Source organism: Kitasatospora sp. NPDC004745 (assembly GCF_042873275.1).
GTDB lineage: Bacteria > Actinomycetota > Actinomycetes > Streptomycetales > Streptomycetaceae > Kitasatospora.
This window is the reverse complement of sequence record NZ_JBIALK010000002.1, coordinates 539,315-561,376: the sequence shown is the minus strand read 5'-3', so window position 1 is coordinate 561,376 and position 22,062 is coordinate 539,315. Positions and strand designations below refer to the sequence as shown.

At 74.6% G+C, this 22,062-nt stretch carries 20 protein-coding genes and 1 riboswitch; of the genes, 6 read left to right on the top strand and 14 right to left on the bottom strand.

Going from position 1 to position 22,062, the window contains the following annotated elements; translation table 11 throughout:
* Positions 1–31 precede the first annotated feature (31 nt).
* Entirely contained in the window at positions 32–844 is an 813-nt protein-coding gene (locus tag ACFYUY_RS06135; protein WP_387898674.1) for a lysophospholipid acyltransferase family protein, read from the bottom strand.
* A 236-nt stretch (positions 845–1,080) separates the two neighbouring features.
* Between ACFYUY_RS06135 and ACFYUY_RS06130 the strand changes: the two genes are divergently transcribed.
* On the top strand, positions 1,081–1,875 hold the full coding sequence (locus ACFYUY_RS06130; protein WP_360207423.1) for an alpha/beta fold hydrolase: 795 nt from the start codon (positions 1,081–1,083) through the stop codon (positions 1,873–1,875).
* Between the two features lie 10 nt (positions 1,876–1,885).
* Positions 1,886–2,674, top strand: a complete 789-nt coding sequence (locus ACFYUY_RS06125; protein ID WP_387898368.1) for a hypothetical protein — start codon at positions 1,886–1,888, stop codon at positions 2,672–2,674.
* 25 nt (positions 2,675–2,699) lie between these two features.
* Here ACFYUY_RS06125 and ACFYUY_RS06120 read toward each other — a convergent pair whose 3' ends face one another.
* The 5 genes from ACFYUY_RS06120 to ACFYUY_RS06100 form a co-directional block, all read right to left on the bottom strand.
* A complete protein-coding gene (locus tag ACFYUY_RS06120) occupies positions 2,700–3,461 on the bottom strand; it encodes an endonuclease/exonuclease/phosphatase family protein (protein ID WP_387898365.1) in 762 nt (253 codons plus the stop codon).
* 136 nt (positions 3,462–3,597) lie between these two features.
* A complete protein-coding gene (locus ACFYUY_RS06115; RefSeq protein WP_360207429.1) occupies positions 3,598–4,542 on the bottom strand; it encodes an ROK family glucokinase in 945 nt (314 codons plus the stop codon).
* Positions 4,543–4,734: 192 nt separating this feature from the next.
* Positions 4,735–5,112, bottom strand: coding sequence for a DUF5304 family protein (locus ACFYUY_RS06110; RefSeq protein WP_360207431.1), 378 nt, complete (start codon positions 5,110–5,112; stop codon positions 4,735–4,737).
* Between the two features lie 241 nt (positions 5,113–5,353).
* Entirely contained in the window at positions 5,354–6,526 is a 1,173-nt protein-coding gene (locus tag ACFYUY_RS06105) for an ArsA family ATPase (RefSeq protein WP_387898362.1), read from the bottom strand.
* Positions 6,527–6,551: 25 nt separating this feature from the next.
* Complete coding sequence (locus tag ACFYUY_RS06100) at positions 6,552–7,013, bottom strand: SRPBCC family protein (RefSeq protein ID WP_360207436.1); 462 nt, start codon at positions 7,011–7,013, stop codon at positions 6,552–6,554.
* A 322-nt stretch (positions 7,014–7,335) separates the two neighbouring features.
* Here ACFYUY_RS06100 and ACFYUY_RS06095 point away from each other — a divergent pair, with 322 nt between their 5' ends.
* The gene (locus ACFYUY_RS06095; RefSeq protein ID WP_360207439.1) at positions 7,336–9,129 is read left to right on the top strand and encodes a long-chain fatty acid--CoA ligase; all 1,794 of its coding nucleotides are present in this window, start codon (positions 7,336–7,338) and stop codon (positions 9,127–9,129) included.
* 50 nt (positions 9,130–9,179) lie between these two features.
* Here the strand turns inward: ACFYUY_RS06095 and ACFYUY_RS06090 are convergent, their stop codons facing one another.
* Positions 9,180–10,316 (bottom strand): glycosyltransferase family 4 protein, encoded by a 1,137-nt coding sequence (locus tag ACFYUY_RS06090; RefSeq protein WP_387898358.1) that lies wholly within the window; start codon positions 10,314–10,316, stop codon positions 9,180–9,182.
* A 243-nt stretch (positions 10,317–10,559) separates the two neighbouring features.
* Between ACFYUY_RS06090 and ACFYUY_RS06085 the strand changes: the two genes are divergently transcribed.
* Positions 10,560–11,975, top strand: a complete 1,416-nt coding sequence (locus ACFYUY_RS06085) for a glycosyltransferase 87 family protein (RefSeq protein ID WP_387898355.1) — start codon at positions 10,560–10,562, stop codon at positions 11,973–11,975.
* Positions 11,976–12,053: 78 nt separating this feature from the next.
* On the opposite strand, the gene ACFYUY_RS06080 is transcribed toward ACFYUY_RS06085, so the two are convergent.
* The 6 genes from ACFYUY_RS06080 to ACFYUY_RS06055 form a co-directional block, all read right to left on the bottom strand.
* Complete coding sequence (locus ACFYUY_RS06080) at positions 12,054–13,121, bottom strand: hypothetical protein (RefSeq protein WP_387898353.1); 1,068 nt, start codon at positions 13,119–13,121, stop codon at positions 12,054–12,056.
* Positions 13,122–13,297: 176 nt separating this feature from the next.
* Positions 13,298–14,344 (bottom strand): NlpC/P60 family protein, encoded by a 1,047-nt coding sequence (locus ACFYUY_RS06075; RefSeq protein WP_387898350.1) that lies wholly within the window; start codon positions 14,342–14,344, stop codon positions 13,298–13,300.
* 228 nt (positions 14,345–14,572) lie between these two features.
* Positions 14,573–15,715 (bottom strand): NlpC/P60 family protein, encoded by a 1,143-nt coding sequence (locus tag ACFYUY_RS06070; RefSeq protein ID WP_360207451.1) that lies wholly within the window; start codon positions 15,713–15,715, stop codon positions 14,573–14,575.
* A 10-nt stretch (positions 15,716–15,725) separates the two neighbouring features.
* A riboswitch (cyclic di-AMP (ydaO/yuaA leader) is annotated at positions 15,726–15,879 on the bottom strand.
* A gap of 346 nt (positions 15,880–16,225) precedes the next feature.
* On the bottom strand, positions 16,226–17,263 hold the full coding sequence (locus ACFYUY_RS06065) for an NlpC/P60 family protein (protein WP_360207454.1): 1,038 nt from the start codon (positions 17,261–17,263) through the stop codon (positions 16,226–16,228).
* Positions 17,264–17,461: 198 nt separating this feature from the next.
* Positions 17,462–18,823: an NYN domain-containing protein gene (locus ACFYUY_RS06060; protein ID WP_360207683.1), complete on the bottom strand. Its 1,362-nt coding sequence runs from the start codon at positions 18,821–18,823 to the stop codon at positions 17,462–17,464.
* Positions 18,824–19,060: 237 nt separating this feature from the next.
* Positions 19,061–19,324 carry a hypothetical protein gene (locus ACFYUY_RS06055; protein ID WP_387898347.1) on the bottom strand — a complete coding sequence of 88 codons (264 nt, stop codon included), beginning with the start codon at positions 19,322–19,324 and terminating at the stop codon, positions 19,061–19,063.
* Positions 19,325–19,555: 231 nt separating this feature from the next.
* On the opposite strand from ACFYUY_RS06055, the gene ACFYUY_RS06050 reads away from it, so the two are divergent.
* Both ACFYUY_RS06050 and ACFYUY_RS06045 read left to right on the top strand, forming a co-directional pair.
* Complete coding sequence (locus ACFYUY_RS06050) at positions 19,556–20,338, top strand: rhomboid family intramembrane serine protease (protein WP_360207459.1); 783 nt, start codon at positions 19,556–19,558, stop codon at positions 20,336–20,338.
* A 39-nt stretch (positions 20,339–20,377) separates the two neighbouring features.
* Positions 20,378–20,659 (top strand): Lrp/AsnC ligand binding domain-containing protein, encoded by a 282-nt coding sequence (locus tag ACFYUY_RS06045; protein WP_030240061.1) that lies wholly within the window; start codon positions 20,378–20,380, stop codon positions 20,657–20,659.
* Positions 20,660–20,681: 22 nt separating this feature from the next.
* Here the strand turns inward: ACFYUY_RS06045 and ACFYUY_RS06040 are convergent, their stop codons facing one another.
* Positions 20,682–22,046 (bottom strand): aminotransferase class V-fold PLP-dependent enzyme, encoded by a 1,365-nt coding sequence (locus tag ACFYUY_RS06040; RefSeq protein ID WP_360207462.1) that lies wholly within the window; start codon positions 22,044–22,046, stop codon positions 20,682–20,684.
* Positions 22,047–22,062: the final 16 nt, after the last annotated feature.

The following is a 22,062-nucleotide window of genomic DNA, read 5'->3' as shown; positions in this document are numbered from 1 at the left end:
TCCGCCCTCCCCCTGGCCCGTGCGGGCGGCGTCAGGCCGACCCGGTGTCCTTCTGCTGCTGCTCGGCGGCCTTCTCGGCCTCGGCCGCCGCCTTCTCGGCCTTCTCCGCCTCCGCGGCCTCGGCCTTCTCGGCCTTGGCGGCCGCCTTGCGCTCGGCGTCGGCCTTCTTCTTGTCGTCCGCGATCTGCCGCTTGGCGGCGGTCGCGTAGATGTCCACGTACTCCTGGCCGGAGAGCCGCATGATCTCGTACATCACCTCGTCCGTCACCGAACGGAGGATGAAGCGGTCGTTCTCCATGCCGTGGTAGCGGGAGAAGTCGAGCGGGCGGCCGATCCGGATGCCGGGACGGATCCCGAAGTTGGGGACCACCTGGCCGGGGGGCTGCACCTTCTCCGTGTCGATCATGGCGACCGGGATGACCGGCGCGCCGGTGGCCAGCGCGACGCGGGCCAGGCCGCCGACCTTGCCGCGGTAGAGCTTGCCGTCGGGCGAGCGGGTGCCCTCGGGGTAGACGCCGAACAGCTCGCCGCGGTCCAGCACCGCGATGGCGCTGCGGATCGCGGCCTCGCCGGCGCCGCGCACGCCGGAGCGGTCCACCGGCAGCTGGCCGACGCCCTTGAAGAAGGCGGCGGTCAGCCGGCCCTTGAGGCCCGGGGTGTTGAAGTACTCGGCCTTCGCGATGAAGGTCACCCGGCGCCTGATCAGCGCGGGGAAGAAGAAGGAGTCCGAGAAGGACAGGTGGTTGCTCGCGATGATCGCCGCACCCTCGGTGGGGATGTTCTCCTCACCTTCGATCCACGGCCGGAAGAAGATCCGAAGCAGTGGCGCGACGATCATCTTCATCAGTCGGTAGAACAACCCGGGCCTCCTGTTATGCGGACCGGTCGATCCTAATGCCCCGCGGCCGCCGCCCGCGCCGCGCCCCGCCCCGACGGGCCGCCGCCGGGGCCGGTCCGGCCGGGCACGGGGCCGCCGTCGGGGGTGTACGTCCCGGCCGGGGGCGTGGGACGATGCGGATTCCGCAGCTTCCCGTCCAGCGCCCCCTCCCCCAGCGCCACCCGCCCGCGAAGGAGCCCGCCATGCCGTTGCTGCCCGGTGTCGAACCGTACCGCCACCAGGGCGGACCGGTCGGGGTCCTGCTGTGCCACGGCTTCACCGGCTCCCCGCAGTCGATGCGGCCCTGGGCGCAGGAGCTGGCCGCGGCCGGGTTCACCGTCTCGCTGCCGCTGCTGCCCGGGCACGGCACCCGCTGGCAGGACATGCAGGTCACCCGGTGGGAGGACTGGTACGCGGAGGTGGAGCGCGAGCTGCTGGCGCTCGCCGCCGAGTGCGAGCAGGTCTTCGTCTGCGCCCTGTCGATGGGCGGTGCGCTGGCGCTGCGGCTGGCCGCGGTGCACGGCGCGACGGTCTCCGGGCTGGTCCTGGTCAACCCGTCGGTGCGCTCGGACACCCCCGCCAGTGTGTTGCTGCCGGTCCTGCGGCACCTCCTGCCGAGCGTGCCCGGCATCGCCGACGACATCGCCCGGCCCGGCGTGACGGAGCTCGGGTACGACCGGACGCCGCTGAACGCCGCGTGGTCGCTGGCCCGGCTGTGGCGGGACGTCCAGCAGCGGCTGCCGCAGGTGACCCAGCCGGTGCTGCTCTTCCGCAGTCCGCAGGACCACGTCGTCTCCGCGGCCAACTCCGACCTGGTGCTCGCCCGGATATCCTCGACCGACGTGACGGAGCGGCTGTGCCAGCGCAGTTTCCACGTCGCGACGCTGGACCACGACGCACCGGAAATATTCGCGGCCAGCCGGGACTTCATCCGACGGCTGGCTCCCGCGCGTTCGGCGGGCGTCACCCGGGTCGAATCCGACGATCACCATGGCTGAAGGGCCGGAAGTGCACGAGAGCAGCACGGCGGGCGGCGGGGACGAGGCACCCCGCGAGGACGGCGCGACGAAGGACGGCAGCACCGGGGAGGGCGGCACCGGGGAGGCCGGCGCGCAGAGCGCCGGGCCCGTCGACGGTGCGCCCGCCGGCGGTGCCCCCTCCGGCCCCACCGCGGCGGGGGGCGGCACCGCGAAGGCCGTCGACCGGCCGGTCCCGGAGCGGGCCGGCGAACCGGCCGACGAGCCGGCGGAGCCCCGCACCCGGCGCGCCCCCGAGCGCAGCCAGGCCGAGCAGGACGAGATCTTCGCCGCCCTGGTGGCCCAGTTCGACGACCCGGTGGACCTCACCAACCCCGACTGGCCGGAGGTCGAGAACCTCCGGGCGCAGGGCGATCTGAAGGGCGGTTTCAAGGACGGCGTCGGCCCCCGGACCGACCCGGACGACCTCGCCGACCTCGCCCCGCAGCCGCGCCCCCGCTCGGGCCGCCCGGTGCTGCCGGCGGCGGACTCCGGCCCGCGCGACTTCGAGCTGGCCGAGGAGACCGACGAGGGCCACTACGTCCCGCCGGAGCCCCCGCCGCTGCCGCCGGCCGACACGACCGCCAAGTTCGCCTGGCTCGCCGTGCTCGGCGGCCCCGCCCTGCTGCTGTTCGACGCGGTGGTCTGGCGGGAGATCTCCGGCTGGCCGGCCTGGGTCGGGGTCACCGCGTTCCTCGGCGGCTTCGTCACCCTGGTCACCCGGATGAAGGACCGCGACGAGGACGAGCCGGAGGACCCGGACCACGGCGCGGTCGTCTGAGCCCGGCCCGCCGGGCCCGGCGGGATCAGCCGGACGGGCCCCGGCCGGCCGGCAGTTCCAGCACCGCGAGCACCGGCAGGTGGTCCGTCGCGGCGCGCAGGTCGGAATCGGTGACGCCGGGGAGCCCGTGCGGCACCCCGCAGCCGAGGACGGTCGTCCCCGGGGTGGCGAAGACGGCGTCGATCCGCTGGTAGGGGCGTTCGGGGACGGACGTGAACTCGCCGCCCCAGGGCGCGGTCGGGTGCCCGTCCTGCAGCCGCGAGGCCAGCAGCCGCCAGCCGGGGCCGTCCGGGTGCTCGTTGAAGTCCCCCGCCACGATGCCGTGTTCGGCGATCCGGAGCTGGTCGAGGAGCAGTTCGAACTGGCCGTACCGCTCGTCGGCGTCCAGGCTGAGGTGGCAGCTGGTCAGGCTGAACGGGGCCGAGTCCGGCAGTCGCAGCAGCGCGGTGGCGAAGCCGCGGGCGTGCAGGCCGCGGGTCTTGGGCAGCAGCCGGTCGTACACGCCGAGCAGCCGGACGGCGCCGGGCCGGCCGAGCAGCAGCGGCCCGGCGGCGGTGCGCCCGCCGCCGGCCAGGACGGCCGTGCCGGTGCTGCGGGCGAGCCAGGCGGCCTGGCCCTCGGGCCGCCAGTAGCGCGGTGACTCCTGGATGCAGACGACGTCGGGTGCGCAGGCCCGGATCACCCGGGCCAGGGCCCGCCGGTCGTCCCGCAGGGAGCGGACGTTGTAGCTGAGCAGCCTGAGCCGGCGCGGGCCGGCCGGCGGCGGTTCCAGCGGTGGCGTGGTCATGGTCCTCCCCGGTCGCGGTCGCTGGGACGACCGTACGGCAGGGGCCGTCCGGGGCGTGCGACGGCGGCGGCGCGTCCGGGAACTGGTCGGGGTCCGGTCGCACCGCCGCCGGCGGGCTTCGGGGTGGGGTCGGGCGTCAGACGGTGCGGGCCAGGTCGGCGGCGCCGACGATGCCTGCGGCCGAGCCCATGGAGGCCAGCACGACCTCGGCGCGCGGGCGGTGCACGCCACCGGTCAGGTAGTGCTCGAAGGCCTTGGCGACCGGGTCGAGCAGCAGCCGGCCGGAGTCGGAGACGCCGCCGCCGAGGACGAAGACGCCCGGGTCGAAGAGGGCGGCGAGGTCGGCCATGCCGCGGCCGAGCCAGTCGGCCAGTTCGGCGTAGCACTCCAGGGCGAGCGGGTCGCCGGCCTCGGCGGCCTCGGTGATGTGGATGCCGCGGATGGTCTCGGCGACGCCGTCGTTGAGCTCCAGCATCCGCCGGCCGAGCACCGGGTTGGCGGCGGCCTTCTCGCGGCCGTAGCGGCGCAGCGCCCGCCCGGAGCCGTACTGCTCCCAGCAGCCCTTGCCGCCGCACCCGCAGGCCAGGCCGTCGGGGACCATGTTGAGGTGGCCGATCTCGCCGGCGACGCCGAACCGGCCGCGGTGCAGGCGGCCGTCGAGGACGATGCCGCCGCCGATGCCGGTGCCGACGGTGATCAGCACCATGTCCTGGTGGTCGGCGGCGGCGCCGAAGCGGAACTCGGCCCAGGCGGCGCAGTTGGCGTCGTTCTCGACGGCGGCGTCCAGGCCGGTGAGCTCCTCGATCCGCTGGCGCAGCGGCTCGTTCTCCCAGTCGATGTTGGGCGCGAAGATCACCGTGGAGCGGTCGCTGTCCACGAAGCCGGGGGCACCGACGCCGACCGCGCCCACGCCGGGGTGCTGCTCCTTGAGTTCGCGCACGGCCTGCGCGATGGCATCGACGGCCCACTGCGGGTCGGCCGGGGTGGGCACCCTGGTCCTGGCCAGGATCTCGCCCGCCTCGTCGACCACGCCTGCCGCGATCTTGGTCCCGCCGACATCGACGCCGATGGTCAGAGCCATGTGTCCCTCAGCTATTCACTCGTTCCCGCTGGACGGAACGGTACCGCCCAACCCGGCCCCCGTACACAGCCTCGCATACATTAACCGAAGCCAATTCTGGGCCAACCGGGCCACCATGCTTCAAAAGTCGTATCGAAGTTCCCGTAACGTCACGCATGAGAGCAACGCGATCACCGTTCGAAGGTTACGGATTCACTGCTTGGCGGACGGCTCGTCAGGGGAGTCGAGGTCGATCCGCTCGGTCGGGGCGCTCTCGCCGGCGGTCCAGCGGTGCTCGTGGCCGGTCACGGCGGCGCGGTAGGCGGCCAGCAGTTCGGACCCCGCGGCAGCCAGTCCGGAGCCCGCGGCGGCGAGGTGCCCGTAGACCTCGGGCTGCTGGGTGCGCAGCCGGTCGGCCAGCCCGGAGAGGGTGATGAGGGTGTCGGCGCTCGCCTCCTGCGCCTTCTGCCCGACGGCCGTGGCGAGCCTGCGCACCTCGTCCACCAGCGGGCCCAGCTCCGGACCGAACGGGTGGGCCTGCGGGCCGCCCTGCTCGGCAGTGGGCTCGGTCCGGTCGTCGGTGCTGGTCATCGCGGGCGCCTCCTCAGCCGTGGCCGCACCCCGCGGCCCTCGGGGCCGACGGTACCCGACGGCCGGAAGGCGCCGGGTCGGGCCGGGAGGCGGGGCAGGGCGGGGGCACGGCAGGGGCGGGGCGGCGTCGGGACGGGTCGCGGGGCCGTTGCCGGGAGGGGAGGCGGTGCCGGAAGGGGAGGCGGTGCCGGAAGGGGAGCCGGACCGGCCGCCGAGGGGCCGGGCGGCGTCGGGTGCGGTGTCAGCCCCGGGGCCAGAGCGCCGGGTCGGGCGCGAACCGCACCGAGAGCGCCCCGTCGTGCAGGCCCGCGCCGGCCACCGTGCAGCGGCGCAGCGCCGACGGCAGCGCCAGCACCCGGCGGTGCGCGCCGAGGCCGACCACCAACTCGTCACCGCGGCGCACCAGGTCCAGGTCGGCCCGGTCGGCCCCGGGCAGATCCAGGTGCCAGACCAGCAGGCCCTCCTCGGCCAGCCGGTCCTCGACCGTCCAGGGCTCCGGGGCGAGCCGCTCCGGCCCGGACCCGTCCCCGTACAGCCGGTCGGCGACCGACTCCAGGGTGGCGTCGGCCGGTCCGGTGGTCAGCACGGGGGCGTCCGTCGCCGCGGCGAGGTCGGCCAGCTCCTCCCGGCGGCGCCGGGCCAGCCCGGCCAGCCACGGGTCCGGCGAGTCCGCGGCGGTCTCCGGCAGCACGCCGTGCACCACGACCGCGTCCGGCCGGTGCCCGTGCAGGGCCAGCCCGGCCCGGATCCGGCGCAGCTCCCGGTAGGGGTGGCCGTCGGCCGGCACGACCAGCCGCACGCTGGTGCCGGGCGCGGTGATCGCGGCCCGGGACTCGGCGAGCACCGCGGACGCCTTGGTCCGCCCCTCGTACAACCACTCGGCGGGCATCGGGACGCCGGCCAGCCCCGCCAGCAGCGGGCGCAGCGCCCGGGCGGCCTGCCGCTGCTCGGGGACGAGCCGGTCCAGGTAGCGCTGGAGCTGCTCGGGCAGGGCGAGGGTGGCGATCAGCTCGGCGGGCGGCGGGGCCAGCACCACCAGGACGTCCTGGTCGGCGGCGGGCAGGGCGCGCAGCAGGGCGATCCGGGCGATGCCCGGCAGGGCGGTCAGTTCATCGGGGTCGAGCTGCTCGGCGCCGAGCAGGTCGAGGGCGGGCTTGAGCCGGGCGGTCAGCTCCCCGGCGGCGTAGCGGAAGGCGGCCTGCTCGTCGATCCGGGAGACGCTCAGACCCGGTTCGTAGCCGACGGGTTCCGGGTCCAGGCGCACCCCGAGGACGCCGTCCAGGGAGCGGTGCGGGTCGTCGGCGGCCAGCAGCCAGGTGCGGTGGCCGCGCCGGGCGGCGTGCAGGGCGGTGGCCGCGGCCACCGCGGGCGCGCCCGCGTCGCCGCTGACCAGGATGGTGCGCGTCGCCGTCATGCCGTCCGACCCCCGTTCCGTGCCGTCAGCCCTGCGCGGGCTTCTTGCCCTCGGCGTCCTCGACCCGCTTCTTCAGACCGGCCAGGGCGCGGTCGATGATGACCTTCTCGGCCTTGCGCTTGATCATGCCGAGCATCGGGATCTTGACGTCCACGGCGAGCTGGTACGTCACCTCGGTACGGCCGCCGGAGAGCGGGGCGAGCGTGTAGGAGCCGTCCAGCGAGCGGAGCATCTGGCTGCGCACCAGCGTCCAGCCGACCTCGCGGTCGCCGTCCCAGGTGTAGGCGAGGACGTGTTCGTCGCGGATGGCACCGGCGTCGAGCAGCAGACGCACCTTGGCGGCGCGGCCGTTCTCGCCGGTCTCGAGGACCTCGATCTCCTTGACCTCGCCGGTCCAGGCCGGGTAGGCGGCGAAGTCGGCGATCACGGCCATGACCGTGGCCGGGGTCGCGTCGATGGTGATGCTCGACCTGGTGTGCTCCGCCATGGAATGGCCCTCCGCCTCGTCCCTCTGCCTGCCGGTCCGGTCGAGCGATCGATCCGGTCCGCCCGGAGCAGGCTATCGCGACCGGGGATCGGCCCGGCCGCGCCCCTTTCCCGCGGGAGCGCCGGTCGGCGGACGCCGGGGCAGGCTACCGGCCGGTCACCGCGGGGCTACCGTAGGGTGCCATTCGAACGACCCGGTCACGGCCTGGTCCGACCCGGCCCGGGTGTGACACTTCGAACACCGGAGCCGACCCCCCTGGTCGAAGCTGCCTACCGGGCAGTAACGTCCTGCCGTCCCGCAGCGTCGCGAACGAGGAGCAGTCTTGCTCGACTTCAGCCTTCCGGCCCTCTACCAGGTACCGAGCGGCGGTAACCTCTCCGACCTCGTGCACCAGAACGCCGAGCGGCACCCGGACGTCGCCGTCCTCAGCCGCAAGGTGGACGGCCAGTGGCAGGAGTTGACCGCCGCACAGTTCCTCGTCGAGGTGCGGGCGGCCGCGAAGGGCCTGATCGCCGCCGGGATCCGCCCCGGAGACCGGGTCGGCGTCATGTCCCGGACCCGCTACGAGTGGACGCTGCTGGACTTCGCGATCTGGTCGGCCGGGGCCGTCACCGTGCCGGTGTACGAGACCTCCTCCGCCGAGCAGGTCGAGTGGATCCTCGGCGACTCCGGCGCGGTCGCCGTTCTCACCGAGACCGACCAGCACGCCGCGGTGGTCGAGGAGGTCCGCGGCCGGCTGCCGGAGCTGCGGCACGCCTGGCAGATCGAGCGGGGCGCGGTCGCCGCACTCGCCGAGGCCGGCCGCGAGGTCGCCGACGAGACCGTCACCGAGCGCCGCTCGACGGCCACCGCCGACTCGCTCGCCACCATCGTCTACACCTCCGGCACCACCGGCCGCCCGAAGGGCTGCCAGCTGACGCACCGCAACTTCATGGCCGAGTGCGGCAACGTGGTGGAGCGCCTGGCCCCGCTGTTCCGCACCGGCGAGAGCTCCGTCCTGCTGTTCCTGCCGCTGGCCCACGTGCTCGGCCGGATCGCCGAGATCGCCCCGGCGATGGCGCCGATCAAGCTCGGCCACGTCTCCGACATCAAGGACGTCACCGCCGAGCTGGCCGCCTTCCGGCCGACCCTGATCCTGGGCGTGCCGAGAGTCTTCGAGAAGGTCTACAACACCGCCCGCGCCAAGGCCCAGGCCGACGGCAAGGGCAAGATCTTCGACAAGGCCGCCGAGACCGCGATCGCCTACAGCCGGGCGCTGGACGCCGGCGGCGCGGGTCTCGTCCTGCGGATCAAGCACGCGGTCTTCGACAAGCTGGTCTACAGCAAGCTGCGCGCCGCGCTCGGCGGCCGGGCCACCCACGCCATCTCCGGCGGCGCGCCGCTCGGCGAGCGGCTCGGGCACTTCTACCGGGGCATCGGCTTCACCGTCCTGGAGGGCTACGGCCTGACCGAGACCTGCGCCGCCACCGCCTTCAACCCGTGGGACAAGCCGAAGATCGGCACCGTCGGCCAGCCGGTGCCCGGCGCCGACGTCCGGATCGCCGAGGACGGCGAGGTCTTCTTCCGGGGCCCGCACGTCTTCACCGGCTACTGGAACAACCCGCAGGCCACCGCCGACACCCTGAAGGACGGCTGGATCGCCACCGGCGACCTCGGCTCGCTGGACTCCGAGGGCTACCTCACCATCACCGGCCGCAAGAAGGAGATCATCGTCACGGCCGGCGGCAAGAACGTCGCCCCCGCCGTGATCGAGGACCGGATCCGGGCCCACGCGCTGGTCGGCGAGGTCATGGTGGTCGGCGACCGCAAGCCCTTCGTGGCCTGCCTGATCACCGTCGACCCGGACTTCTTCCCGAAGTGGAAGGAGCTCAACGGCAAGCCCGCCACCGCCACCGTCGCCGAGCTCAGCCAGGACCCGGACCTGCTGGCCGCCCTGCAGGCCGCCGTGGACGACGGCAACGCGGCGGTCTCGCACGCCGAGGCGGTCAAGAAGTTCCGCCTGCTGGACACCGAGTTCTCCGAGGAGAGCGGCCACCTGACGCCCTCGCTCAAGCTCAAGCGCAACGTCGTGCTGAAGGACCACGCCGCCGACATCGAGGCGATCTACCAGCGCTGACGCGGTACCGCGCGGGGCCCGGCTCGACGAGCCGGGCCCCCGCGCGCGTGTCAGCCCGCCAGCAGCGAGGTCAACCGCCCGGCCAGCAGGTCCCAGCGCCAGGAGCGCTCCACCCAGCGCCGTCCGGCCTCGCCCATCCGCCGCCGCAGCTCCTCGTCGCGCAGCAGCCGGACGGTCCGCTCGGCGGCCGCGTCGGCCGAGCCGCCCGGCACCACGTACCCGGTCTCGCCCTCCAGCACCGCGTCCGGCGCACCTCCGGAGTCGCCCGCGACCACCGGCAGGCCGGTCGCCGAGGCCTCCAGGTAGACGATGCCCAGGCCCTCGACGTCCAGCCCCCCGCGCCGGGTGCGGCAGGGCATCGCGAAGACGTCCCCGGCGCCGTAGTGGGCGGGCAGCTCGGACCACGGCACCGAGCCGGTGAAGCGCACCGCGGAGCGCACGCCCCGGGCGTCGGCCAGCTTCTCCAGGTCCGCCCGGTACGGGCCGCCGCCGACGATCAGCAGCACCGCGTCCGGCACGTCCACCAGGATCTGCGGCATCGCCTCGATCAGGGTGTCCTGCCCCTTGCGCGGCACCAGCCGGGAGACGCAGACCACCACCGGCCGGTCCGCCAGCCCGAGCCGACGGCGCACCTCGGCGCCCCCCGAACCCGGGTGGAAGGTCGTCTCGTCCACGCCCGGCGGCAGCTGCACCATCCGGGCCGCCGCCTGCGGTCCGACCGCGCCCGCGATCCGGGAGCGGGTGTACTCGCCCAGGTAGGTCAGCACGTCGGTGCCCGCACCGATCCGCCGCAGCAGCTGCCGGGCGGCCGGCAGCTGCGCCCAGGCGGCCTCGTGCCCGTGCGTCATGCCCAGCAGCCGGCCGGCGCCCGCGCGGCGCAGCGCGGGAGCCATCAGTCCGAGCGGGGCGGCGGCGCCGAACCAGACGGAGTCGCACTTCTCCGCCCGCAGGATCTCGGCCGCCCGCCGGGTGACCCTGGGTGTGGGAACCATCACCTTCGTGCGGTCGCGGATCACCGGGAACGGCTGCTCCGCGTCGAAGCGGGCCACCTCGCTGCCGTCCCGCCAGGTCGAGGCGTACACCACGACGCTCCCTGCGGGCTGACGCACGGCCATGTTGTGCACGAAGGCCTGGATGCCGCCGGGGCGGGGCGGGAAGTCATTGGTGACGATCAAGGTTCTGTGCATCAGGCCACGGCTCGCTCGGTCGGGGGGTGCTCGGTGTACCGCTGGGTGATCCGTACGATAGGTCAACACCATGACCCGCCGGGAACGGATCCGCGCACGGCAACCGTTTCACCCCCGGGTCAGTCCTAGAACCTAGGCGGCCGATGGCGGCCCGGCCGACCACGCGCCGGGCCGCCACCGCCCGCCCGGGCGTCCGTCGCACGGCGCCTCCGGTGGGACGTCCGAGACGAACGAGGGAGCGCAGTGGAGTTGGCCCCGGCCACCGAGCCCGGTACACCCAGCGGCGCCGCCGGCCCCGGCCGGACGCCGGCCGTCCGGCAGGAGTCGGTCCGTGCCCCCGGCCGCCCCCTCGGGGCGCTCGCCGCGCTCGGCGCCACCTGGCTGGCCACCCGGACGGTGCTGGTGCTGCTGATGACCGGCGTGGTGAAGGGGCCCGGCGGGGACATCACCGCCGACGTCTGGATGATCTACCACGCCTGGTACGGCGTGCTGCAGACCGGCACCTTCCCGTTCGACGACGTGACCTGGCAGTACCCGCCCGGCGCCGCCCTGGTGATCCTCCTGCCGGGCCTGCTGCCCTGGTCCTACCTGGTCTCCTTCTGGGTGATCTGCGGGATCGCCGACGTCGCCGCCACGGCCCTGCTGGTGCGCACCGGCCTGCGCCGCGGCCGCGCGCTCACCGGCGCCTGGCTCTGGGTGGTGGCCGTGCCGCTGCTCGGCCCGATGGTCTACAACCGCCTGGACATCATCGTCACCGCGATCGCGCTGGCCGGACTGCTGGCCCTGGTCCGCCGCCCGGCGATCGGCGGGATGCTGCTCGGCCTGGGCGGGATCGTGAAGATCTGGCCGCTGCTCGGCCTGATCGGCACCCCCTCCGGCCGGCGCACCCGCCGCTCCTGGACGCTGGCCGCGGCCACCGCCGTCTCGGTGGGCTTCCTGCTCGCCGCCGGGATGAACGGCGCCTTCGGCTTCCTGGCGTTCCAGAAGGAGCGCGGCATCGAGGTGGAGTCGCTCGGCGCGCTGCCGCTGCACTTCGCCCGGCTGGCGGGCGCCTGGGACGGCAAGGTCACCATGAACTACGGCTCGCCCGAGATGCTCGGGCCGTGGGTCCCGGTGATCAGCAAGGTGATGATGGCCGGCACCCTGCTGGGCTTCGCCTGGCTGCTGCTGTGGCGCTTCACCGCCAAGCGCCGCAACGCGGCCACCATGTACGACGCGGCGCTGTGCGCCCTGCTCATCTTCACCGTGACCAGCCGGGTGATCAGCCCGCAGTACCTGGTCTGGCTGATCGGCGTCGCCGCCGTCTGCCTCACCGTGCACGGCACCAGCCAGCGGCCGGTGGCGCTGCTGCTCCTGATCGCCTGCCCGCTGACGCTCGCCGAGTTCCCGCTGATGTTCAGCCGGATCCTGTCCAGCGAGCCCTGGGGCGTCACCGTGCTCGGCCTGCGCAACCTGCTGCTGCTGGCCGCCACCCTGCTGTCCTGCGTCCGGCTCTGGCGCTCCACCCGCGGCCCGGTCCAGCTGCCCGCCACGGTGGTGCTGACCACGCCCGAGCCGGTGCCGGCCGGTGTCTACCCGGTGCGTCCGGGCATCGCCTACGAGCAGGACCTCCTGGACGGCATCGACCGGCCCGGGGCACCCGCCGAGCAGCGGCGCTGACGGCGGCGTCCGCGCGGCCCGGCCCGGCGTCCAGCCCGCACGGCCCGGCGTCGACGCCCCCGCCTCGACGCCCCGGCCTCAGCGCCCCAGCGCGGCCACCTCGTCCAGCCAGAGCCGGGTGAACCCGTCCAGGCCCACGCCCAGTTCCGAGCGGAGCAGCCCGTCCAGCCACCGCTCCCGGTCCTCCCCCGGCCCGGCGGCGGCGACCGCCCGGTAGAACGCCACCAGGCGGTCGGCCCCGTACCTGCGCGCCAGCAGCTCGCAGGCCAGCCAGGCCTGTTCGTAGGCCTGCGCGATGCCGTCGGCGCCCGCGGCGAACGCCCCGTCGGCCGGCAGCGCGGTGGGCAGCCGGCCCGCGGCGACGTCCCGGGCCAGCTCGGGCGCGATCTGCTGCGGGCTGCGGCCGGAGCCCCGGTAGGCGGTCCAGTCGGCCACGCCCTCGGAGAGCCACAGCGGCGTCCAGGCCCGGGTGTCGGCCCGGGTGGCGACGTGGGTGGCCTCGTGGGTGACGACCACCTGGCGGCCGAACCCGCTGAGCCGCCCCCACGCCTCGGGGTTGACGGTCACCCGGTCCGCCGGGGTGCGCCGGGGCGCGCCGGGGGCGGCCACGGTGACGGCGGCCATGCCCGCCCAGCCGGCCGGATCGCCCTCCAGCAGCCGGGCGAACTCGGCCTCCGTCGTGGTCAGTTCGAGCAGCAGCCGGCCGGCCCAGGCGGACCCCCAGACCTCGCTCACGGCGGGTACCGCCCGGTCGGCCACGGTGACCAGCTCGGCCGGGTCGGGCCCGCCGGCGAGCGCGAGCACCAGGCAGTGCGCGCCCGGCGCGGACCGCACGGTGCCGAGGTCCCAGAGCGCCGGGGGCCCGCTCGCGGCCTCCTCCCGCTCGACCCGCCAGCCGCCCTCGCCCCGGCCCCCGGCCTCGCCTCCGCCACCGCCTACGGCCCCGAGCCGGTCCCGGACGAGGGTGATCCGGCGCGGGTGGACGACGGGGTACTCGTCGTAGCCGGTGATCCGGACCGCCAGGTCGGCGGCGGCGGTCAGCCCGTCCGGTCCGGCGGCGGCACCGAGGACCAGGTTGCGGTACTCCGCCACCGCCTCCGCCGGGCCCGACCGGGTCGGCAGCGTCCGCGCCCGCTCGGCCAGCACCGCGGCCACCTCGGCACGCCGGGCCGCCGCCTGCCGGGCCGCCGTCTGCCGAACCGGGGGCGCCGGAGCGGCCGGCGGCAGCGACAGCTGGGCCAGCCCGCCGGCCGCGAGCAGCAGCGCGGCTCGCCGCGACAGCCCGCGGCGGGGTATGTCGACCGGATCGGACGGCGGCGGGCTCAGAGCCGGACCACCCCGGCGACCGGCATCGCGTTGACGCTCTCGTAGCGGACCTTGGCGCCCGGGTACGGGGCGTGCACGATCACCCCGCCGCCGGCGTACATCCCGACGTGGTGCATGTCCCGGTAGAAGATCACCAGGTCTCCCGGCCGCGCTTCGGAGAGGCTGACCCGCTGGCCGGCGTACGCCTGGGCCTGCGAGGTTCGCGGCAGGGTCACTCCGGCCTGCCGCCAGCTGTAGTACATCAGACCGGAGCAGTCGAAGGCGCGCGGCCCGGTGGAGCCGTAGACGTAGGGCGAGCCGATCATCCGCACCGCGGCGGCCAGTGCGGCCGCCCCGCGCTCGGAGGCGGGCGGGGCGCTGCCGAGGTCCAGCCGGTCGGTGCCACGGGTGGCCCGCTGCTCGGCGTCCCTGGCGTCCTGGGCGGCCAGCCGGGCGCGCTCGGCGGCGCCCAGGCTGTTGAGCAGCCGCTGCGCCTTGGCGAGCCGCTGCTGGACCTGCTGCTTGCCCTCGGCGAGCGAGCGGCGGGCCTGTTCCAGTTCGGCGAGCTTGCCGGAGGTCTCGGTGCGGCGCTGGTCGAGCCGGCGCTGGCGGGTGACCAGCTCGTGCAGGGTCTCCTGCTGCCGCTCGGCGGCCTGGTCCAGGGTGCGGGCCCGGGTCAGGTAGCCCTCGGGGTCGGTGGAGAGCATCAGCTGGACGGTCTGCGCCAGGCCGCCGCCGCGGTACTCGGCGCCGGCCACGCTCGCCAGGTCGCCGCGCAGCTGGTTGAGCTGTTCCTGGCCGACGGCGATCTCGCCCTGGAGGACGGTCGTCTCGCCCTGGAGGCGCTGCTGGGCCTCCAGCGCGGCGTTGTACCGCTCGGACGCCTGCTCGGCCTCGTCGTAGAGCTGTTCGACCTGCGCCTTGACGTCCTTGCGGCTGGGCGGCTCGGGCGCCCCGGGGGCGGCCTGGGCACTGCCGCCGGTCGTGACGCCCAGGGCGGTGGTGGCGGCCGCGGTCAGCACCAGCGCACGGGCGAGCAGTTGGGAACGGCGGTGCACGGGCATGGCGGCGGCGGCTCCAGTCCTGCGGCACGGCCCCGCCGCCGCACCCGGTGGGCGGTCCTGGAAGCGGGAGTCCGGTGGCAGACGTTAGCGAGTCCGGGCAAGCGAGTCCAAACCCCTCCGGACCCGAATATTCGACCACCAATCGGACATCCGTCCGTGCCCGATGGAAAAGCCGCAGGCCCGGCCCTCCGTGACGGAGGGCCGGGCCCGGGTGCTCCGGAGTGGGGATCAGACCCGCACGATGGAGGCCAGCGGCATGTTGGAGACCGCCTCGTAGCGCACCGACGCACCCGGCTTGGGCGCGTGCAGCACCTGGCCGTTGCCGGCGTAGATCCCCACGTGGTGGGCGTCGCTGTAGAAGATGAGCAGGTCGCCGGGCTGCGCCTGGGAGAGGTCGCTGCCGATCCGGGTGCCGGCACCGGCCTGCTCCTGCGAGGTCCGCGGGAGCGACACGCCGGCCTGGTTGAACGCCCAGACCATCAGGCCCGAGCAGTCGAACGAGCTGGGGCCGGTGGCGCCGTAGACGTACGGCGAGCCGACCTTGGTGGCGGCGATGGACAGCGCCGCGGCACCGCGGGAGCTGCCGGCGGCGACCGGCTTGGGGGCGGGCGCCGAGGTGGTCGGGGCGCTCAGGTCGGTGCGGTTGCTGTCCCGCGAGGAGCGGTCGGCGGCCTGCTGCGCGGCCTGCTGCTGGGCGGCCTTCGCGGCGGCGTCGGCCTTGGCCTTGGCCTCGGCGGCGGCCTTCTCCTCGGCCGCGCGGAGCGCCTGACGCTCCTGCTCGGTCAGCGTGTTGAGGAGGTCCTGCGCGGCCTTGAGCTTGCCCTGGACCTCGTCCTTGGCGGCCTTCAGCTGCTGAGTGGTGGTCTCCATCTCGGCGAGCTTGCCCTGGGCCTCGGTGCGCACCTGGTCGAGCTTGCGCTGCTCGTCCTGGAGCTGCTTCAGCTGCCCCTTCTGGGTGTCACCGGCCTGGTTCAGCGTGCCGGCCTGGTTGAGGAAGTTGTCCGGGCTCGCGGAGAACATCAGCTGGACGGTCTGGGATATGCCGCCGTTGCGGTACTGCTCGCCGGCGATCTCGGCCAGGCCGCCCTGCAGGTCGGTCACCTGCGCCTGCTGCCGCGCCACCTGGTCCTGCAGGCCGGTGACCTGCTTCTGCAGCTCCTGCTGCTTCTCCTGGGCGGCGTTGAGCTTCTCGGTGGCGACCTCGGCCTGCTCGTTGAGCTGGTCGACCTGCTCCTTGACCTGGTCCTTGGTCGGCTGCGGGTCGGCGTGGGCGCCGGACTGCGCGGACAGCGCGACCGCCGCGGCGGCGACACCGGTCAGGATCGACACCCGGGCGCGGCCGGCGGGCTTGGGACGACGATGGGACGCCACGAAGGCGGGCTCCTTCTTCCTACGTCCGCCTACCGGGTGAGCTGACGGGTTCGGGCCGGAAGCGGGCCCTACGGCGCCTCACGGCCGTTCCACCGGCCGACCTGACGCCGATTCACCCCGGAGGAACGTGGTTCCCCGGCTCCGCTCCACAGCGCCCCCGACCACTGGGCTCCCCGCCGGGCGACCCTTCGGCCTGCCCCGCTGCTTCGCGAACTCGACGGAAACCACCGCCGCCACCCTGGCTGGGCGATCGACAGTGCGGTGGTTCGAGGCACGACCCTAGTAACTGAACCGTGATCCGTTCAAATCCTTGTCAGAAAAAAGATGGAAGAAGACCCAAGTTCATTTGTGAATATGACCGATGGTGATCACCACCGCACGCAAAGCTGATCGGCTTTCACCGCAAGGCCGTTCAGGAACCCGGGGCGCGCAGAAATCCGAACGCCACCCCCGGTCGGGAGTGGCGGGGATCACAGGGCCGGCGACGGCCCCGCGGTGGCTGTCCCGCCGTCAGACCCGGCGGATGGTGTTGATCGGCATCGCGTCGGCCTTCATCACCTTCACCACGTCACCGGTGTGCGGGGCGTGCACCACCATGCCGTTGCCGATGTACATCCCGACGTGGTGCCGGTCGCTGCCGTAGATCACCAGGTCGCCCGGCTGGGCCTGGTCCAGCGAGGGCACCCGGGTGCCGACGTTGCCCTGCTCCTGCGAGGTGCGCGGCAGCGAGACGCCGGCCTGGGCGTACGACCAGACCATCAGGCCCGAGCAGTCGAAGGTGGTCGAGCCGGTGGCGCCCCAGACGTACGGCGAACCCTGCTTGCTCATCGCCTTGGCGACGGCCACGGCCGCGTACCCGCTCGCGGGCGGCAGGCTGCTGAGGTCGACCCGGTCCGCGCCGCGCGAGGCCCGGTCGTCCTGCGCCTGCTGGGCGCGCAGCGCGGCCCGCTCGGAGGCGCTGAGCGAGTTCAGCAGGTCCTGGGCGGCCTTGAGCTTCTGGTTGACGTCCGACTTGGCCTGGTTCAGGTCCTTGGTCGTGGAGTCCAGCGAGGCCAGCACGGCGGCGGCCTCGGCCTTCTCCTGGTCCAGCCGGCGCTGCTGGTCCAGCAGCCCCTTGAGCGCCTCGGCCTGGCTGGTGCTGGCCTGCTGGACGCTGGAGGCCTTGTCCAGGTACCCGGACGGGTCGGAGGAGAGCATCAGCTGGACGGACGGGTCGATGCCGCCGGTGCGGTACTGCTCGCCCGCCACCTCGGCCAGGCCCGTCTGCAGCTGGGTCATCTGCTCCTGGCTGCGGGCCACCTGGTCCTGCAGCTGGTCGGCCTGCTTGCGGAGCTGGTCGGACCGCTCCTTGGCGCCGTTGTACTTCTCGGCCGCCTGCTCCTGCTCCTGCTGGAGCTGGTCGATCTGCGCCTTGACGTCCGTCTTGTTCGGCTGGGGCGCGGCGTGCGCGGCCACCTGGGCGGAGAGGGCGACCGCGGTCGCAGCAGCAGCGGTGAGCACGGAGACCCGCGCGCGGCTCGGCTGCTTGGGACGGCGGTGGGAGGCCAAGGACCGGCTCCTTCTTCCATCGGCCTCACCCGATCAGGTGAGAATCCGGAAAATAGGTTTGACGCCAGACCCTAGTGAAGATCCAAGGGATTTTCCACTCCCCCGATGGCGTGAACTCCACCCTCCCGCTGACTTCACGAGATCCCCACACCACCCCGAACCGGTCGCTGACCAGCCGTCATCCCGCCCGGGCGGGGTTCAGGGCCGCGCCAGGCGGTTCAGCAGCAGCACCGACGCCACCGGGCGTGCGCCCGCCTTCCGCACGCCCTCGGCCACCTCGCGGTCGGTGGACACCACCACCACCGGACGGCCCTGCGGCTCGGCCCGCACCAGACGCCGGATCAGCTCGTCCGCCGTCTCGCCGGTCCGGCTGAACCGCACCCGCACCCCGCGCGGTGGCGCCATGATCACCGGGACGTCCAGGTCCTGCCCGTCGAACACGCAGGTGACCTCCGCCTGGGTGCGCTGGGCGAGCATCGCCAGACCGCCCAGCAGCCGCAGCCGCTGCTGCTCGAGCGGCAGCGTCGGATAGCCGGTCTTCGTCACGTTGTAGCCGTCCACCACCAGGTGCACCTGCGGGATCGCCAGCAGCTGGTCCAGCAGCGCCGGGTCGTCCTCGGCCAGGCCGCGCCGGGCCACGTCGTGCGGCGAGGCCGACCCGGGCACCACGGCCTCGACCAGGTCCGCTGGCCGGATCTGCGAGACCGGCAGCGCCAGCTCCCGCTGCAGCCCCTGCGCCGACTGCAGCACGGTGTCCAGCAGCAGCCGCAGCCGCATGTCCTCGACGCTGCGCCCCTCCCGGGCCGACCGGCGCGCCTGCTCGGCCGAGGTCTCCAACTCGCCGACCCGGTGCCGCAGGCGGCGCGCCTCGGTCTCGGCGGCGCCGCGCTCGGCGGCCGCCTGCGCCTTCACCGCCTCCAGCTCGCCGGCCAGCCGGCGGGTCTCGGCCTGCGCGCGGCGGGTGTCGCTCTCCAGGGAGCGCACCTTCTTGCGCAGCGACTCCGCCTCCCGGCGGACGTCCTCGGACTCCGCGCGCTGGCGGTCCAGGTCCGCCCGGGCGGCGGAGCGCAGCTCCGCCAGTTCGGCCTGCAGCTTCTCCACCAGCCGGGCGGCCTCGGCGGCCGCGCCCTCGGCCCCGACCCGCTCCGCCTCGTCGCCGGCCTCGGCGACCAGCCGGCTCCAGCCCGCCGAGCGCACCAGGTAGGCGGCGGCCGCGACGTCCATCGGATCGGCGGCGCTCGGGACGCTGCCCGACTCCAACGCCTTCACCAGGTCCGGCTGGCCCAGCCGCAGCCGCTCCGCTATCCGCACCCGGAAGGCCGGCTCCGACTCCAGCGCCGCGGCCAGCGCGGTCGCCGCGTACTTGGCCCGGCGGGCCGGGGTGAACTTCACGTACTGACGCAGGCTCTGCGGCAGCTCACCGGGCGGCAGACCGCCGAGCGCGTCCGAGGCCAGCCCGACCACCCGTCGGCGCACCCCCTCGGGCAGCGGCCGGTCCAGCTTCTCCACGACGCGCTCCGGCGCCGGGCCCTCGCCGGCGCCGGGGTCCTCGCCGGGCACCACGGACTCGGACGCGGCGGCGCCGGCCGCCGGCGGCTGCGCGTCGGCAGCGGGCTGAAGCCCCTGCGCTTCGGCGGGCTCCCTCGCTGCGTCCACCACGTCCTCGGCTCCGATCCTGGTCCTACGGGGTCCGCGGCCCGCGGCCGCCGCCCCTGTCGTCACGCTCCGTGCGTCCTGTCTGCATTGTCCCAGCGCGGTGGGCGGGCGCGCCGCGCACCGCCCGCCGCACCGGGGGCGTCAGCCCTGCTCGGCCGGGTCCGCCACGTCCTCGGCACCGGGACGGGCGACCAGCTCGACCTGGTCGACGGCGTTGCACCAGCGGCAGCGCACCGACTCGACGGTCTCGCTGAGCACCTCGGTCTCCTCGACCTTGGACTCGCCGGCCAGGTCGAAGTGCAGGAACTCGGTGACCCGCGCGGAGCGGGTCACGTCGAAGCGGGTGAGGTTGCCGCACAGCGTGCAGCGCCAGCGCGTCTCGGCGGTCAGGGCGGGGACGGTCATCGGGGGTCCTCTCGGGTGGTCCCTGGGCGGGCTAGGCGCTCCCCCCGGAGCCCCGGCGTCGGCGGCGGGAGGCGGGAATGCCCGCGCCAAGCCTATTGCCTGGGGCAACCATCGCGGCCACCGGTTGCACGAAGCCGCAGGCCCGGCCCCGGCCCCGGTCCGGGGCCCCGAGTAGGCCACCTGCCGTACAGCGCGGTGTCACCCGCCCGGGCCGGAGGGATGCTTGGCCGCATGGCGCTGACGGCCCCGGGCCACACCGACGAGCGGGACGGCCGGCCGGCCGTGCCCGCCCCGGTGGTCACCTACGCCCTGATCGCGCTCAACACCCTGGTGTTCCTGCTGGGCCCGGCCGCCGGGCTCAACCCGCTGTACGGCACCGGCCAGGCCCGGGTCTGCGCGGAGCAGCGGTACGAGCAGCGCTGGGGCGCCGTCCCGGTCGAGCTGCTGACCGGGCACCCGTTGACCGCCGGGCAACTGGCCGAGGCCCCCGACCCCGTCCCCGGCTGCCCGGCCGCCCCGACCCCGGGCAAGCACCCGGCGCTGTCGGTGCTCAGCGGGCTCTTCCTGCACGCCGGCTGGCTGCACCTGCTGGGCAACCTGCTCTTCCTGCACGTCTTCGGCCCCACCGTCGAACTACGGCTCGGCCGCGCCCGGTACGCCGTCTTCTACCTGGCCGCCGGCAGCGTGGCCACGTACGGCTTCGCCCTGGCCGAGGCGCACTCCGCGGACTCGACCCGGGTGCTGATCGGCGCCTCCGGTGCGATCTCCGCCGTCCTCGGCGCCTACCTGCGCTTCCACCCGCGCTCCCGGGTGACGACGCTGGTCCCGCTGCTGCTGTTCCTGCCGCTGCGCTTCCCGGCCTGGCTGGTGCTCGGCCTCTGGTTCGCGCTGCAGTGGTGGTCGGTCCACGCGGCCGGGCCCGGGGTGGCCTACCTGGTGCACGTGATCGGCTTCTCGGCGGGCTTCCTCTACGCCTGCACGGTGGTCAGCCACCCCCCGAGACGACCCGGCTGACGCCCGATACGCTGGCGGCACCCCACAAAGGAGCCGAACGTGATCACCGCCATCGTCCTGATCAAGACCAGTGTCGACCGCATCCCGGAGATCGCCGAGGCCATCGCAGCCATCGAGGGCGTCAGCGAGGTGTACTCGGTGACCGGTGGCTACGACCTGGTGGCGATGGTCCGGGTGCGCCGGCACGACGACCTGGCCGAGGTCATCCCGGGACGGCTGAACAAGGTCCCGGGCGTGGCCCACACCGAGACCCAGATCGCCTTCCGCACCTACTCCCAGCACGACCTGGAGGCGGCGTTCGCGCTCGGCCTGGACGAGTAGTCCCCGCCGGCTCCCGGGCCGCTCAGCCCTGCCGACGGGTGTCGGCGACGCAGCGGCCGCCCTCGTTGCGGTAGTTCCAGGCCGCGCCGTCCGTGACCAGCTCCCGGACGGCGGTCAGGAAGCGGTCGACGTGCTCGTCCGGCGTGCCGGCCCCGAAGCTGACCCGGATCGCGTTCAGGCTGCGCTCGCCCGGCAGCGAGGGCTCCGGCGCACCGCACTCGGAGGGGGCGACGTCCTCGTCCCCGAGCAGGGTGCGCAGCAGCGGGTGCGCGCAGAACAGCCCGTCGCGGACGCCGATGCCGTACTCGGCGGACAGCGCGGCCGAGAAGTGCGAGCTGTTCCAGCCCTGGACGACGAAGGACAGCACGCCCACCCGGGCCGAGCCGGCACCGAACAGGTTCAGCACCTTGACCTGCGGGATCTCCGCCAGGCCGGCCGTCAGCCGGGCGACCAGCTGCCGCTCCCGGGCCTCCAGGGCGTCGAAGCCGGCCTCGGTCAGCGCCCGGCAGGCGGACGCGATGGCGTAGGCGCCGATGACGTTCGGCGAGCCGGCCTCGTGCCGGGCCGGGCCGGTGTGCCACTGGACGGCCACCGACCCGTCGTCCTGCCGGGCCACCGTCCGGGTCGCGCCGCCGCCGGCCAGGTACGGCTCGGCCGCGTCCAGCCAGTCCGCCCGGCCGGCCAGCACGCCGGCGCCGAACGGTGCGTAGATCTTGTGGCCGGAGAAGGCGATCCAGTCGACGTCCAGCTCGCGCACCGAGACCCGGTGGTGCGGGGCCAGCTGGGCGGCGTCCAGCACCACCCGGGCGCCGTGCCGGTGGGCGGTCGCGGTCAGCTCGGCGACCGGCCACAGCTCGCCGGTCACGTTGGAGGCGCCGGTGACGCAGAGCAGCTTGGGGCCCTCGGGCGCGTCGGCGAGCGCGGCGTCGAGGGCGGCGACGGCCTCGGCGTGCGAGCGCGGGGCGCGCAGGTAGCGGACGTCCAGCCCGGCGTGGGCCCAGGGCAGCAGCGAGGCGTGGTGCTCGGTCTCGAAGGCGAACACCCGGGTGCCGGCCGGGACGGCGGAGGCGAGCAGGTTCAGCGAGTCGGTGGTGGCGCGGGTGAAGACCACCTGGTCGCCCTCTCGCAGGTCGAGGAACTCGGTGACGGTGCGGCGGCTCTGCTCGAACAGGTCGGTGGAGAGCTGCGAGAGGTAGCCGGCGCCGCGGTGCACGCTGCCGTAGTAGGGGGCGTAGGCGGCGACGTCGTCCCAGACCCGCTGCAGCGCCGGGGAGCTGGCCGCGTAGTCGAGCGCCGCGTAGCCGACCTTCTCGCCGTTGGCGAGCGGGACCTGGACGTCGTGGCCGAGGACGGCGAGCGGGGCGCAGATTTCGGTGGCGATCGACACGGGGATGCACTCCTCC

Coding starts and splice junctions, on each gene's coding strand:
- ACFYUY_RS06135 (WP_387898674.1), bottom strand. CDS start 844: ATGAAGATGATCGTCGCGCCACTGCTTCGGATCTTCTTCCGGCCGTGG.
- ACFYUY_RS06130 (WP_360207423.1), top strand. CDS start 1,081: ATGCCGTTGCTGCCCGGTGTCGAACCGTACCGCCACCAGGGCGGACCG.
- ACFYUY_RS06120 (WP_387898365.1), bottom strand. CDS start 3,461: ATGACCACGCCACCGCTGGAACCGCCGCCGGCCGGCCCGCGCCGGCTC.
- ACFYUY_RS06115 (WP_360207429.1), bottom strand. CDS start 4,542: ATGGCTCTGACCATCGGCGTCGATGTCGGCGGGACCAAGATCGCGGCA.
- ACFYUY_RS06110 (WP_360207431.1), bottom strand. CDS start 5,112: ATGACCAGCACCGACGACCGGACCGAGCCCACTGCCGAGCAGGGCGGC.
- ACFYUY_RS06105 (WP_387898362.1), bottom strand. CDS start 6,526: ATGACGGCGACGCGCACCATCCTGGTCAGCGGCGACGCGGGCGCGCCC.
- ACFYUY_RS06100 (WP_360207436.1), bottom strand. CDS start 7,013: ATGGCGGAGCACACCAGGTCGAGCATCACCATCGACGCGACCCCGGCC.
- ACFYUY_RS06090 (WP_387898358.1), bottom strand. CDS start 10,316: ATGCACAGAACCTTGATCGTCACCAATGACTTCCCGCCCCGCCCCGGC.
- ACFYUY_RS06075 (WP_387898350.1), bottom strand. CDS start 14,344: ATGCCCGTGCACCGCCGTTCCCAACTGCTCGCCCGTGCGCTGGTGCTG.
- ACFYUY_RS06055 (WP_387898347.1), bottom strand. CDS start 19,324: ATGACCGTCCCCGCCCTGACCGCCGAGACGCGCTGGCGCTGCACGCTG.
- ACFYUY_RS06050 (WP_360207459.1), top strand. CDS start 19,556: ATGGCGCTGACGGCCCCGGGCCACACCGACGAGCGGGACGGCCGGCCG.